General features: G+C 62.8%; 13 protein-coding genes, 1 tRNA gene and 1 pseudogene. 13 read left to right on the forward strand and 2 right to left on the reverse strand.

Going from position 1 to position 12,733, the window contains the following annotated elements; genetic code table 11:
* Positions 1-96: 96 nt before the first annotated feature.
* Together AC0V8S_RS06910 and AC0V8S_RS06915 are read left to right on the forward strand one after the other, a co-directional pair.
* Positions 97-1,407 carry a hypothetical protein gene (locus AC0V8S_RS06910; protein WP_475437254.1) on the forward strand — a complete coding sequence of 437 codons (1,311 nt, stop codon included), beginning with the start codon at positions 97-99 and terminating at the stop codon, positions 1,405-1,407.
* Between the two features lie 280 nt (positions 1,408-1,687).
* On the forward strand, positions 1,688-2,173 hold the full coding sequence (locus AC0V8S_RS06915) for a DUF4145 domain-containing protein (RefSeq protein WP_475437255.1): 486 nt from the start codon (positions 1,688-1,690) through the stop codon (positions 2,171-2,173).
* An 86-nt stretch (positions 2,174-2,259) separates the two neighbouring features.
* Here AC0V8S_RS06915 and AC0V8S_RS06920 read toward each other — a convergent pair.
* Positions 2,260-2,348: transfer RNA gene (locus AC0V8S_RS06920), tRNA-Ser, on the reverse strand.
* A 403-nt stretch (positions 2,349-2,751) separates the two neighbouring features.
* Here AC0V8S_RS06920 and AC0V8S_RS06925 point away from each other — a divergent pair.
* The 4 genes from AC0V8S_RS06925 (at position 2,752) to AC0V8S_RS06940 (ending at position 5,066) form a co-directional block, all read left to right on the forward strand.
* Positions 2,752-3,435, forward strand: a complete 684-nt coding sequence (locus AC0V8S_RS06925) for a 50S ribosomal protein L21 (RefSeq protein WP_475437256.1) — start codon at positions 2,752-2,754, stop codon at positions 3,433-3,435.
* 98 nt (positions 3,436-3,533) lie between these two features.
* Positions 3,534-3,803: a 50S ribosomal protein L27 gene (rpmA, locus tag AC0V8S_RS06930; RefSeq protein ID WP_010912120.1), complete on the forward strand. Its 270-nt coding sequence runs from the start codon at positions 3,534-3,536 to the stop codon at positions 3,801-3,803.
* A gap of 120 nt (positions 3,804-3,923) precedes the next feature.
* On the forward strand, positions 3,924-4,511 hold the full coding sequence (locus tag AC0V8S_RS06935) for a GNAT family N-acetyltransferase (protein ID WP_183464096.1): 588 nt from the start codon (positions 3,924-3,926) through the stop codon (positions 4,509-4,511).
* Between the two features lie 3 nt (positions 4,512-4,514).
* Positions 4,515-5,066, forward strand: coding sequence for a GNAT family N-acetyltransferase (locus AC0V8S_RS06940; protein ID WP_432421247.1), 552 nt, complete (start codon positions 4,515-4,517; stop codon positions 5,064-5,066).
* 7 nt (positions 5,067-5,073) lie between these two features.
* Here AC0V8S_RS06940 and AC0V8S_RS06945 read toward each other — a convergent pair whose 3' ends face one another.
* A complete protein-coding gene (locus tag AC0V8S_RS06945) occupies positions 5,074-5,943 on the reverse strand; it encodes an endonuclease/exonuclease/phosphatase family protein (RefSeq protein WP_183464094.1) in 870 nt (289 codons plus the stop codon).
* Between the two features lie 131 nt (positions 5,944-6,074).
* Here AC0V8S_RS06945 and obgE point away from each other — a divergent pair, with 131 nt between their 5' ends.
* The 7 genes and pseudogenes from obgE to rlmH all read left to right on the forward strand — a co-directional run bounded on the left by obgE (position 6,075) and on the right by rlmH (position 12,702).
* The gene (gene obgE, locus AC0V8S_RS06950) at positions 6,075-7,106 is read left to right on the forward strand and encodes a GTPase ObgE (protein ID WP_475437257.1); all 1,032 of its coding nucleotides are present in this window, start codon (positions 6,075-6,077) and stop codon (positions 7,104-7,106) included.
* 4 nt (positions 7,107-7,110) lie between these two features.
* Positions 7,111-8,247, forward strand: a complete 1,137-nt coding sequence (proB, locus tag AC0V8S_RS06955; protein WP_475437258.1) for a glutamate 5-kinase — start codon at positions 7,111-7,113, stop codon at positions 8,245-8,247.
* Positions 8,248-8,250: 3 nt separating this feature from the next.
* Positions 8,251-9,537, forward strand: a complete 1,287-nt coding sequence (locus tag AC0V8S_RS06960; protein ID WP_183464090.1) for a glutamate-5-semialdehyde dehydrogenase — start codon at positions 8,251-8,253, stop codon at positions 9,535-9,537.
* Positions 9,538-9,609: 72 nt separating this feature from the next.
* Entirely contained in the window at positions 9,610-10,197 is a 588-nt protein-coding gene (locus tag AC0V8S_RS06965) for a nicotinate-nucleotide adenylyltransferase (RefSeq protein WP_475438585.1), read from the forward strand.
* Positions 10,198-10,293: 96 nt separating this feature from the next.
* Positions 10,294-11,589 carry an MFS transporter gene (locus AC0V8S_RS06970; protein WP_475437259.1) on the forward strand — a complete coding sequence of 432 codons (1,296 nt, stop codon included), beginning with the start codon at positions 10,294-10,296 and terminating at the stop codon, positions 11,587-11,589.
* Positions 11,590-11,768: 179 nt separating this feature from the next.
* Positions 11,769-12,146: a ribosome silencing factor gene (gene rsfS / locus AC0V8S_RS06975; RefSeq protein ID WP_023777607.1), complete on the forward strand. Its 378-nt coding sequence runs from the start codon at positions 11,769-11,771 to the stop codon at positions 12,144-12,146.
* A gap of 72 nt (positions 12,147-12,218) precedes the next feature.
* Positions 12,219-12,702, forward strand: a pseudogene (gene rlmH / locus AC0V8S_RS06980) (23S rRNA (pseudouridine(1915)-N(3))-methyltransferase RlmH).
* The last annotated feature ends 31 nt before the right edge of the window (positions 12,703-12,733 follow it).

Raw genomic sequence — 12,733 nt, forward strand, 5'->3', positions numbered from 1 at the left:
GAGTGATGTGGTTGAGCCATCCGGGTGCTCACATGTTGGAAGCCAACGGTTGCCCAGAGTGAGCTTAAGTCCCCCCATATGCCTTGTGGCTCCCTGATGCCTCCTCTCAGCAGCCGAGCAAAGGCAAGACTTAGAGCCAAGGGAGATGGAGATGGATCAATTGCTCCCCTCACCACCCCAGACATTTTGTTTGACCCTTGGGCAACTTCAAGCGGCCCTAAGCTTTCCGCCATCGCCGCCGAGGTGACGCAAGCCGTTCTTGATGCCACCTCCAAGGAAGCCGGAAGCCGCGTAAGGAAACCTAAGGCCGAAGTGGTGGAGAGGACGGGAATGGTTGTCTCCTCCATCATAGCCAACCTAATGCTCCTCCATGTCGACCACAGGTGGGGGCAGTATCTCGCCTTGCCGATGAAGCACTCCGCATTGACCCGCTATGATCGCCTTGGCTTCGGCATCATGCCCAAGGTGGTGGAGGGGATGGAGAGGGCCGGGCTCATCATGCAGCATCCACCCGTGACCCATGTGCGGAGGACAGGCATTGAGGCCGCTGGGTGGCTTAGGACTGCCATCAAGGCCCCTTGGGTCCATGTTGCGGACATAGGGCGGTCGGAGGGCGAGGAGGTCATCAGGCTCTCAGCTAGGGCAGGCAGGGACTCTTACGGCAACAGGCTGCCTTCCGTCTTGGTGGACTATGAGGACACTGAGGAGACAGTAAGGCTGAGGGGGGAGATGGATGAGATCAATGCCTTCCTCGCCACCCAACGCATTGAGGTCCATGGGGAGCCTCAGGCTGCCTACAAGCTAACTCGTCGCTTCCTCTTGCGGTCGCCATCAGACCCCACCGCGTTCAACCTCCATGGGCGGCTTTACGGTGCCTTCTGGATATCGATGCCAAAGGCCCAGAGAGGTGGCCTTACGATCAACGGGGAGCCCATCGCGGACCTCGACTATGCCAGCATGTTCCCGAGACTAGCTTATGCCCGCGTGGACACCGAGCCGCCTACAGGGGACCTCTACGCCATCCCAGGTCTTGAGGGGCATCGAGCAGGGGTCAAGGCGGGGCTTTCCGCTCTCCTCTCGACTGAGACCGAGATGACCCGGTTGCCCCCCAAGGTGAAGGAGATGTTGCCGACTGGTTGGACAGCTTCAAGGTTCCGCGAAGCCATCGCCGAGAAGCATTCTGCCTTGGTGCCGCTCTTCGGCAAGGACATTGCCATTGACCTGATGTTCGCCGAAAGCACCATCTTGGTTGCCGTCTTGCTGCGGCTGGCGCGGATGGGGATAGCGGCCCTCCCGATGCATGACGGAATGATGGTGTCACGGAGCAATGCCGAGCGAAGCGAGTTCGAGATGCGGCATATCGCTTGCAACATGGTTGGCTTGGAGATGCCCACCGTAAAGAAGTAGTTTTCACACAGTGAGCAAGCAATAATGGGGCGAGGCAATTCGGATCGACTCAGTTAGAAGAATCTAGCGTGAGAAGTGAAAAGGATGCGGTGTTAATCCAATGGCAACAATGACTGCATTAGGAATTCTGGGCGTGCCTGCCTGCCCACGCTGCAACAGGGCGAATCCCGCATTCACAATCGTTGGCCAGATAGCCAGTCTGAGAATGGCTAACCACGCCCCCGGCCAGGGAGTTATCTTCGCTGGACTCTACCGCTGCACCACGTGTGGACTGACAGTTTTGGCCGAGAGCGGCGTTGTAGCAGAACAGCAACCACCTGCACAGATTCAGATTCAAAACTTGCTGCCGGAAGCTCAGGATATTGATGCCCATGTCACTGGCAAGCCAAGGCAGTTTCTTTCGGATGCTCTTTCATCATTAAACGCTCCCACCGCCTCCATCATGGCTTCATGCAGCGCAATTGATGCGATGCTTAAAGAGAAGGGCGTGGGACGTGTCGATGCCAGCGGCAAGGAGCGCAGTCTCTATAAACGAATTGAGGATGCAGTGACTGTCGGCGTGCTAACGGCTGATATGGCGCAATGGGCGCACAAAGTTCGCCTAGACGCAAACGATCAGCGCCACGCAGATGACAACGCGCCAATCCCAACCCAAACACAGGCGAAAGATATATTCGAGCTCGCTGAAGGGCTGAGCGAGGTGCTGATAGTTTTACCGGCAAAAGTAGCAAATCTTGGTCAGCCCCCTAACAGCGGAACGCCCTAATTTGGGGCACCAGTGTGGGGCACCGACGCTTCCGGGAGACTGCGTTACCACAATAAAATCAATTGGTTGTGGCGAGTTATGGAAAGTGGCGGAGAGGGAGGGATCGAACCCCCGATGGGCTTGCACCCATGCCGCATTTCGAGTGCGGTGCATTCGACCACTCTGCCACCTCTCCGCGGTCATGGTCGGCCGTTGCCGGCGCGGCGCACTAGATAACGGCTGAACGGGCAGGTTACAAGGCCAAATCCGCCGATATTTGGCTTGCCGGACAAGTGGCGGATTCAAGGCGGTGTTTACCGTCGAGCCCATACGGTTTCACGGCCAGCCATGCCTCCCATCTCCAGGCGACGGTAACGCTGGGTCGTCATGTTGACACGACAAGTGGTTGCCCGCCAATGACTAGGCCCGGCAACGGCCGTTTGCCTTGACTCCAACTCAACCTTCGGTTAGGGACAGCGCGCAATCGGCGTGGAGGGTTCTTCCGCGCCGCTTGTTTTTTGAACCCGCAGACTGACAAAAAGACGGCCGAACCGCCTCAGGCGGTTCATCGAGGCCGACCGAACAGCGAAAGGCAAAAAATGTTCGCAGTCATTAAAACGGGCGGTAAGCAGTATCGCGTTGCCGCCAACGATCTCCTGAAGATCGAAAAAGTCGAAGCCAATGTCGGCGATATCGTCGAGATCGGCCACGTGCTCGCGCATGGCGAGGGCGAGAATGTCACGTTCGGCGCGCCGTTCGTCGATGGCGCTCTGGTCACCGCCGAAGTCGTCGAGCAGGGCAAGAACCGCACGGTCATCGCTTTCAAGAAGCGCCGCCGCCAGAATTCGCGCCGCAAGATCGGCCATCGCCAGCTTCTGACCACCGTGCGGATCGCCGAGATCCTGCTGGGTGGCGCGAAGCCCGCCAAGAAGGCCGCCGTGAAGGCGGAAGCCAAGGCTGAGGTTGCTCCCGAGGCTAAGGCCGAGGCCGCGCCGAAGGAGGCCAAGGCCAAGAAGGAAGCTGCCCCCAAGGCAGAAGTGACGGCCGAGACGGCCGCCGCACCGCTGTTCAAGGCGCCGAAGGGCGAGCCGGACGACCTGACCGTGATCAAGGGCATCGGCCCGGTCGCCGCCAAGGATCTTAACGAGCAGGGCATCATCACCTTCGTGCAGCTCGCCAAGCTGACCGACAAGGATGTCGCCAAGATCGACGAGCACATGCCGTTTAGCGCCGACCAGATCAAGGACTGGCGCGAACAGGCCAAGGAACTGGCGAAGAAGTAATTTTTCCGGCGAAACATCCGCCGGATCGGACTTGAAACGGAACGCGAACGCGTTCATAAGGCCTTTTAGGCGCCTTGCGGCGCAACGGAGTTAGTTAGATGGCACACAAGAAAGCTGGCGGCTCGTCGCGCAACGGGCGCGACTCGCATTCCAAGCGTCTGGGCGTGAAGAAGTTCGGCGGCGAAGCCGTCATCCCGGGCAACATCATCATTCGTCAACGCGGCACGACCTGGCATCCCGGCGTCAATGTCGGCATGGGCACGGACCATACCCTTTTCGCGCTCGAATCCGGCGCCGTGACGTTCAACAAAAAAGCCAACGGCCGAACCTACGTATCGGTCAACCCGATTACCAAAGCCGCGGAGTAGCCGGTTCCGCACTAGAACACCGGCGCCCATCTCGGGAACCGGTGTCTGGCAACGCCAGGAAAAGGATCAGGGGAGATGGGTTTCCATCTCCCCTTTTTCTTGTGCCTGGAGGACTTTGAAATGGTTGCCGAAGCGGAAGACTCAGAAGACGAAAGTTACGCGATAGACTGCCCGGTGCTGGTCACCGAGCGGCTGGTGATGCGGGCGCCGAGCGAGAGCGACATCGCGCAACTGGTCGAGCTTGCCGACAACCGTCATGTCGCCGAAATGCTGGCGCGCATGCCGCACCCCTATGGCGAGGCCGAGGCCCGGGCTTTCCTCGCCATGACAAGGTCGCGCCGCGCCGGCATCGCCTATGCGCTGACGCTGGCCGGCACCGACACGTTCGTCGGCTGCGCCGGGCTCAACACCACCGATCGCGGGCTGGAGCTCGGCTACTGGATCGGCGAACCCTACTGGAAGCGCGGCTATGCGACGGAAGCGGCCCACGCGCTGGTCGACCTCGCCTTCCAGAAGACGTCGGTCCAGGTGCTGCATGCCTCGACGCGGGTCATCAATCCGGCCTCGCGCCGGGTGATCCACAAGTGCGGCTTCCAGTATGCCGGCCAGGGCATGCTGAATTCGATCGTCGCCGGCCAGGTGCCGGTCGAGCGCTACAGGCTGGATCGCAAGACGTGGATTAGCCTGCGCAACTGGGTGCATTTTTGATCGATGACGTCGGTCAAGCCAATGGTCGATGACAGCAACGATATTGAAACGATCGCGATCGCGCCGATAACGCCGGATCATATCGAAAGCTTTCATCGCGCGCTTGATCTCGTTGCGCGTGAGCGGAAGTACCTGTCTTTCCTCGAGGCGCCACCACTGGATCAAACCCGGCGATTCGTATTGGACCGTATCGCGGCAGGCGATCCAGGTTTCGTCGCCGTGGTTCGTGGCGGGGTTGTCGGTTGGTGCGATATCTCACGCCATGACCGGCTCATCCATGCCCATCGCGGCAGCCTCGGAATGGGGATTGTTGCCTCCCATCGCGGGCGTGGCCTCGGACTGCGGCTTATCAACGCGACCTTGGCGCAGGCACGCAAGGTGGGCTTTGTCCGCGTCGAGCTGTCCGTGCATGCCGACAATGCCCGCGCCATCGCTCTCTACGACAAGGTCGGGTTTGTCAGGGAGGGTGTGCAGCGCGACGCTATCTGTATCGACGGGCAATACGGCGATACGATCATGATGGCGATCGTCCAGCGCGAAAACGCAGCCGGATGAAGAGCCATCAGCCCAGTTCGGCCCACACCGGCAGATGGTCCGAACCGGTTGCCTGGTGGTCGACCCACAGGCGCTGCAGCGATCGGGCAAGCGACGCGCTGGTGAAGACATAGTCGATGCGCTTGTGGCGGCTGGCGTTAGCGGGGTCCTTGGGGTCGGCCCAGCTGGCGAGATCCTCGCCGGTGGCATTGAGGCGCACGGCGGCATCGACGGCGAAGTCGGCGGTCAGCGGCATGCCGAATTGGTGGTCCGGCCGGCCGGCGAGTTCGACATATTCGGGCGAGCCGGCCAGCATGTTGAAATCGCCCATCGCCACAAAGGCCTCGGGATGCGGCAATTCCGGCAGGCCGATCTCGGCGACGCCGGACAGCGCGCCGCCTTCAAGCGCATAGTTCAACAGGCGCCGGCGCAGGAACTGGATCTGGCTGGTGCGTTCGACCGGACTGCGGTGATCGAGATGAATGGAATAGAAGCGGATGAAACCAAGCGGCGTCTCGATCAGCGCTTCCAGCGCGCCGCGCTGGAAGTTCATCATCTCGAAGCTGCGGCTGCGCGGCAAAAGCAGGTTGCGCGACAGATGAATGGGCGTTTTCGACAGCATCATGTTGCCGAGCTGGAAGGTCGTGGTGATGGCACGGCCGTTCTCGATGCGCGAGCCGATATTGGCCTCGAAATTGCTGCCATAGACGGCGAAATAGTCGGGCAGTGCCTCGCCGATCTCGGCGACCATGTCGCGCCCGCCGTTTCTCGGATTGTTGCGGGTGACCTCCTGCAGCGCGATCACATCGGCGCCGCGCACCGCCTCGGCAATGCGCGCGACATCATAGTGGCCATCAAGACCGATGCCGTACTGGATGTTGTAGGTTACAAGCTTCATAGCAACATCTCTCCGGCCGGCCCCACGCGGCCATTGTCACAAAACGGTCTCGCCCTTGACCGCGCCTTGGTTTAGAGCAAGGCCCAAGGTTTAGAGCAATGCCGCAAGGCCAATAAAGAAACTGCAATCTCATGAAATTTCTCGATCAAGCCAAGGTCTATGTCCGCTCCGGTGACGGGGGCGCCGGTTCGGTGTCGTTCCGGCGCGAGAAATTCATCGAGTTCGGCGGGCCGGATGGCGGCGATGGCGGGCGTGGCGGCGATGTCTGGCTGGAAGCGGTCGACGGGCTGAACACGCTGATCGACTATCGCTACCAGCAACATTTCAAGGCCAAGACCGGGGTCCACGGTATGGGCCGCAACATGACCGGCGCCAAAGGCGCCGATGTCACGCTGAAAGTGCCGGCCGGAACGCAGGTGTTCGAGGAAGACAATGAGACGCTGATCTGCGACCTCACCGTGGTCGGCCAGCGCTTCCTGCTCGCCAAGGGCGGCAATGGCGGCTTCGGCAACCAGCATTTCAAGACCTCGACCAACCAGGCACCGCGCCGCGCCAATCCCGGCCTTCCCGGCGAAGAACTCAACATCTGGCTGCGGCTGAAGCTGATCGCCGATGCCGGGCTGGTCGGGCTGCCCAATGCCGGCAAGTCGACTTTCCTCGCCGCCGTCACCGCAGCCAAGCCAAAGATCGCCGACTATCCGTTCACGACGCTGCATCCCGGCCTCGGCGTCGCCCGTATCGATGCGCGCGAATTCGTCATCGCCGACATTCCAGGTCTCATCGAAGGCGCGCATGAGGGGGTGGGCATCGGCGACCGGTTCCTCGGCCATGTCGAGCGCACACGCGTGCTGCTGCATCTGGTTTCGGCGCAGGAGGAAAATCCGGGCAAGGCCTACAAGACCGTGCGCGCCGAGCTCGATGCCTATGGCAATGGGCTGATCGAGAAGGTCCAGATATTGGCCCTTTCGCAAGTCGACACGCTCGATGCCGATGCGCGCAAGAAGAAGGTCGCTTCGCTGAAGCGCGCCGCCGGGCGTGCGCCGATGCTCCTGTCCGCCGTCACCGGCGAAGGCGTCGAGGCGGTGCTGCGGGCGCTGATGACAGTGATTGCCGAGGCGCGCGCGGAGGCTGCGCCCGTGGTCGAGACGCGCTGGGAAAAGTAAGGCCATGCAGTCGCTGAAAAAATACCGGCGCATCACCGTCAAGATCGGCTCGGCATTGCTCGTCGACCGCGCGAGCGGCCTGAAGCGTGACTGGCTGGCTTCGCTCGCCGACGACATCGCCGTGCTGGCTCAAGGCGGCGCCGAAATCCTCGTCGTGTCCTCCGGCGCCATTGCGCTTGGCCGCACCATTCTGGGGTTGGGCAAGCGCGCCTTGAAGCTCGAGGAGAGCCAGGCGGCGGCGGCCGTCGGACAGATTGCGCTGGCCGGCGCCTGGTCGGATGCGCTTGGCAAGGGCGCGCTGAAATCAGGCCAGATTCTTTTGACCCTTGGCGACACCGAGGAACGCCGGCGTTATCTCAATGCGCGGGCGACGATCTCGACGCTGCTCAAGATGAAGGCGGTGCCGGTCATCAACGAGAACGACACGGTCGCCACTTCCGAAATCCGCTATGGCGACAATGACCGGCTGGCCGCGCGTGTCGCGACGATGATGGGCGCCGATCTTCTGGTTCTGCTGTCCGATATCGACGGGCTCTATACGGCGCCGCCGGCGCGCGATCCGCAAGCCAAATTCATTCCGGTGGTCGACCGCATCACGCCTGACATCGAGGCGATGGCGGGAGCTGCCGCGTCCGAACTGTCGCGCGGCGGCATGCGGACAAAACTCGATGCCGGCAAGATCGCCACCGCCGCCGGCACCGCGATGATCATCACCTCGGGCACACGGCTGTCGCCGCTGATGGCGATCGAGCGCGGCGAGCGCGCCACCTTCTTCCGGCCGAGCGCCAATCCGGTCAAGGGCTACAAGACCTGGATCGCCGGCCAGCTCGAACCGGCCGGCCGGCTGACGGTCGATGCCGGCGCCGTTGGCGCGCTCACCTCGGGCAAATCGCTGCTGCCGGCCGGCGTCAAGCTGGTCAGCGGCAATTTTTCGCGCGGCGATACGGTGGCGATCCTGTCACCCGAGGGCCGCGAGATCGCGCGCGGGCTGGTTGCCTATGATGCCGCCGATGCCGTAAGGATCGCAGGCCTGAAGACGGCCGAGATCGAAACCGTGCTCGGTTACGAAGCGCGCTCGGCGATGATCCACCGCGACGACCTCGTGGTGAGTCACGCCGGAGGCGACATAAGCGGAGGATGAGCCATGCTGAAGCTGCATGAACAATCCGGAGACGACACAGTGGCGCTGATGGCCGATATAGGCCGCCGCGCCCGCGCCGCTGCCCGACCGTTGGCCGTCGCGTCGACCGCAGCCAAGAACGCCGCTCTTGCCGCCATGGCCAAGGCCATAATCACCCGCGAGCAGGACATTCTCGACGCCAACGCCATCGACGTCTCGAATGGCGAGGAGTCCGGGCTGTCCGCGTCCTTCATGGACCGGCTGAAGCTCGATCCGGCACGTATCCGCGCCATGGCCGACGGCATCCGCGAAATCGCCGAACTCAGCGATCCGGTCGGCGACGTGATCGCGGCCTGGGAACGGCCGAATGGCTTGCAGATCGAGCGCGTGCGCACGCCGCTCGGCGTCGTCGGTGTCATCTACGAAAGCCGGCCGAACGTCACTGCCGATGCCGGCGCGCTCTGCCTTAAGGCCGGCAATCCGGTGATCCTGCGCGGCGGCTCCGATTCGCTCAATTCATCCGCCGCTATTCATGCCTGCCTGGTAGAGGGGTTGAAGGAAGCCAGCCTGCCTGAGGACGCCATCCAGCTGGTGCCGACCACCGACCGCGCCGCGGTCGGCGAGATGCTGAAGGGGCTAGGTGGTGCGCTCGACGTCATCATTCCGCGCGGCGGCAAAAGCCTGGTCGGGCGGGTGCAGAGCGAGGCACGGGTGCCGGTCTTCGCGCATCTCGAAGGCATCTGCCATCTCTACATCGACCGCTCCGCCGATCTCGACATGGCGGTGAAGATCGCCGTCAACGCCAAGATGCGGCGCACCGGCGTGTGTGGTGCCGCCGAGACGCTGCTGATCGACCGCTCGGTTGCATCAACCCATCTGGTGCCGATCCTTGATGCGCTGCGCGCCGCCGGCTGCGAGATCCATGCCGATGCCGAGGTGCTGAAAGTGTTTTTCGACGCCAAGCCGGCGACCGATGCCGACTGGGTGACCGAATATCTCGACGCCATCATCGCGGTGAAGTTGGTCGACGGCATTGGCGGTGCGATCGAACACATCGAAACCTTCTCCTCGCATCACACCGAGGCGATCGTCGCCGAGGACGCGAAGGCCGTGGAGCGGTTCTTCAACGAGATCGATTCGGCGATCCTGCTGCACAACGCCTCGACGCAGTTCGCCGATGGCGGCGAGTTCGGCATGGGCGCCGAGATCGGCATCGCCACCGGCAAGATGCATGCGCGCGGGCCGGTCGGCGTCGAGCAGCTGACCTCGTTCAAATACCGCGTGCGCGGGTCGGGACAGGTGAGGCCTTGACGCTTTTCGTCGCTAGAGCCTGAGGCGATGCTGGCATCTTCCGAACCGGCGGTCCCCTCTCGTTACCTGAAAATGCCGCATGCCGAAAAAGGCCTGGCTGTCGGTCTGTTCGGCGGTTCGTTCAACCCGCCGCATGCCGGCCATGCGCTGGTCGCCGAGATTGCGCTGCGGCGCCTGGCGCTTGACCAGCTTTGGTGGATGGTGACGCCGGGCAATCCGCTGAAGAGCACGCGCGAGCTGGCGCCGCTGGCTGAACGGCTGCAGCTGTCGGAGAAGATCGCCAGGAACCCGAAGATCAAGGTCACCGCCTTCGAAGCCGCGCATCATGTGCGCTACACCGCCGACACGCTGGCGCTGGTCAAGGCGCGCAATCCTGGAGTCGAGTTCGTCTGGATCATGGGGGCGGACAGTTTGCGCGATTTCCACCGCTGGCAGCGCTGGCGCGAAATCGTGCTGACCTTCCCCATCGCGGTCATCGACCGGCCGGGCGCGACGCTGTCGTTTCTGTCGTCGGTCGTCGCCAAGACCTTCGATTATGCCCGCATCGACGAAGGCGACGCGCCGCTGCTTGCCCGCATGAAGGCGCCGGCCTGGACCTTCATCCACGGCCCACGCTCCTCGCTGTCGTCGAGCGCGATCCGGAAAATGGCGAAAGGGTAGGGCCTCCACGCCAAGGGGAAGGGCCGCGTTTCGCCCGCCCGCCTATGTCGTTTTTACAGCGGCGCCCGCCCGACGGATCGGCGATGCTGGCCCGATATGGCAATTCAAACCAAGACCCAACCCGCAATCGAGCCGGAGCATGGCAGCGCGCCGACGCCGCTGATCGCGATTGCCAGCGTCATCGTGTCGATGGCGCTGATCGCCATCGGCAATGGGCTGATGTTTGCCTACATCCCGGTCCGGCTTGGCGTCGAGGGTTTCGATCCGACCTGGGCCGGGCTGATCGTCACCGGCCTCTCGGCTGGCGGTCTTGCCGGCTGCATCCTGACCGGGCCGCTGGTGCGCAGGGTCGGCCATGCCCGTGCCTTCATGGTGCTGTCGGCGCTGATCGCGCTTTCCAATGCGGCCATCGGTGCCGGACCGCATCCCTTGCTGTGGATCGGCGCGCGCGCCCTCTACGGTTTTGCCATTTGCGGCCTGTTCATCGTCGCGCAGAGCTGGCTGAACGATGCGGTCGCCAATGCCATACGCGGCCGGGTGATGGCTTTCTTCTACGTCGCCTATGTCGCGGGGCTCGGCGTCGGCTATGCGACGCTGGCGTTGGTCGACATCAAAACCGCGGACGCACCGTTGATCGGCATTGTCTTTACCGCTCTGTCGATCCTGCCTGTCGGCATGACGCGGCTGGCGCAGCCGCCAGCGCCGCAGGCGGCCTCGGTGGCGCTGCGCCGGGCCTGGCGGATTTCGCCGGTCGGTGTTGCCGGCATGCTGGCGGTCGGCGGCCTGTCCATGTCGATTTCCGGTTTCGCGCCGATCCACGCCACGGCCAAGGGCTACAGCCAGGCCGATGTGGCATTGCTGCTTTCGGTGATGCCGCTCGGCACGCTGATCCTGCAGCTTCCGTTGGGCTGGATCTCCGACCGCACCGATCGCCGTTACGTGCTGATCGGGGCGTCCGCACTGGCCGCCGCGGCCGGCATGTTCGCGCTCGGTTTCGACGGCGGCGCGCTGCCGGCGCTGTTGGTGATCTATGTCTTGTGGGACGGCGCCTCCGAATCGATCTATTCACTGTCCAGCGCGCACGCTGCTGACCGCGCAGGCAAGGACGACATGGTGGCGCTGTCCAGCTCGCTTCTTTTCGCCTGGTCGCTGTCGGGCTTCATCGTGCCGGGCATCGTCACCGCCCTTTCGGCCGCCTTCGGCACGCAGGCCTTCATCTATGTGGCTGTTGTCATCGCCTGCGCCTTCTGCCTGTTCGTGCTGTTGCGCGTGTTCACAACACAGGCCGTGCCGGCCACTGAGACCGGCAGTTTCGCACCGATGACGGCGCAGGCGCCGCTGCCGGTCGAGCTCGCCTATGCGCCGGACGATACCGCCGGGAAACCGGGCTGATCCCTTGCCGACGGGCTTCATTTCTGATGCCTGGCGAACCTGCTTCTGCGGCTGCGTCTTGAAACTGCAACGGAACTCTGCCTATCTAAGTGGTGTCACCTGCTTTTGGGGGTGATTTGGTTGTTCTTGCTGCGAAAGGAAATACACTGAGAACAGCACTGCGGAAGAAGGCCGATATCATGCCTTCGCCGGCCAGGATCAGCGTAGACGACGCCGTGTCCCGTGCCATCAAGACAGTCCTTGCCAGTCTGGAAGACTCCAAGGCCGAAAATATTGTCTCAATCGACATTCAGGGGAAATCGAGCCTCGGCGACTACATGGTCGTCGCGTCGGGCCGATCGCACCGTCATGTCTCGGCTGTCGCCGACCATCTCCTCAAGGCGCTCAAGGATGCCGGCCTCGGCACCGCGCGCGTCGAGGGACTGTCCGGCGCCGACTGGGTCCTGATCGATTCAGGCGACATCATCGTCCATGTCTTCCGTCCCGAAGTCCGCGAATTCTACAATCTCGAAAAGATGTGGCAGGCGCCGGATCTCGAGGAAGAGACCCTTCATTAAGCTGCCCTGTGTCGTTGCCCAAAACCGGATTTCACCTTTGGGTGACATGCACTAACGGCTTATAGAGGCGGGATGAAGATTTCAGTTCATGCCGTGGGCCGAATGAAAACCGGTCCCGAGCGGGAGTTGGCCGACCGCTATTTCGAACGCTTCGCCAAGAGCGGGCCCGCCGGTTGGGCTCGAATTCGCCGGGATTACCGAGATCGCCGAGGGCCGGTCGCAGAGCGCTACCGAGCGCCAGCGTGACGAGGGCTCGAGGCTGCAGGCGCAGCTGCAGCCGGGCACGGCACTGATCCTGCTCGATGAGCGCGGCAAGAGCCTTTCCTCGCAGGATTTCGCCAATCGTATCGGACAGTTGCGCGACGGCGGGCGCAAGGCGCTGGTGCTGGCTATCGGTGGCGCCGACGGCCACGATCCGTCGCTGCGCGACCAGGCCGAGCTGGTGCTGTCGTTCGGTGCGCTGACCTGGCCGCATCAGCTGGTGCGGGTGATGCTGGGCGAGCAGCTCTACAGGGTAGCGACGATCCTTTCCGGCCACCCCTATCATCGCTCCTGAGCCTGCCGCTACAGTTGCCGCCAGCGGTGAT

The sequence above is a fragment of the Mesorhizobium oxytropidicola genome, from assembly GCF_056174625.1.

Coding starts and splice junctions, on each gene's coding strand:
- proB (WP_475437258.1), top strand. CDS start 7,111: ATGCAGTCGCTGAAAAAATACCGGCGCATCACCGTCAAGATCGGCTCG.
- AC0V8S_RS06970 (WP_475437259.1), top strand. CDS start 10,294: ATGGCAATTCAAACCAAGACCCAACCCGCAATCGAGCCGGAGCATGGC.
- rpmA (WP_010912120.1), top strand. CDS start 3,534: ATGGCACACAAGAAAGCTGGCGGCTCGTCGCGCAACGGGCGCGACTCG.
- AC0V8S_RS06945 (WP_183464094.1), bottom strand. CDS start 5,943: ATGAAGCTTGTAACCTACAACATCCAGTACGGCATCGGTCTTGATGGC.
- AC0V8S_RS06910 (WP_475437254.1), top strand. CDS start 97: ATGCCTCCTCTCAGCAGCCGAGCAAAGGCAAGACTTAGAGCCAAGGGA.
- AC0V8S_RS06960 (WP_183464090.1), top strand. CDS start 8,251: ATGCTGAAGCTGCATGAACAATCCGGAGACGACACAGTGGCGCTGATG.
- rsfS (WP_023777607.1), top strand. CDS start 11,769: ATGCCTTCGCCGGCCAGGATCAGCGTAGACGACGCCGTGTCCCGTGCC.
- obgE (WP_475437257.1), top strand. CDS start 6,075: ATGAAATTTCTCGATCAAGCCAAGGTCTATGTCCGCTCCGGTGACGGG.
- AC0V8S_RS06935 (WP_183464096.1), top strand. CDS start 3,924: ATGGTTGCCGAAGCGGAAGACTCAGAAGACGAAAGTTACGCGATAGAC.
- AC0V8S_RS06965 (WP_475438585.1), top strand. CDS start 9,610: ATGCCGCATGCCGAAAAAGGCCTGGCTGTCGGTCTGTTCGGCGGTTCG.
- AC0V8S_RS06940 (WP_432421247.1), top strand. CDS start 4,515: ATGACGTCGGTCAAGCCAATGGTCGATGACAGCAACGATATTGAAACG.
- AC0V8S_RS06925 (WP_475437256.1), top strand. CDS start 2,752: ATGTTCGCAGTCATTAAAACGGGCGGTAAGCAGTATCGCGTTGCCGCC.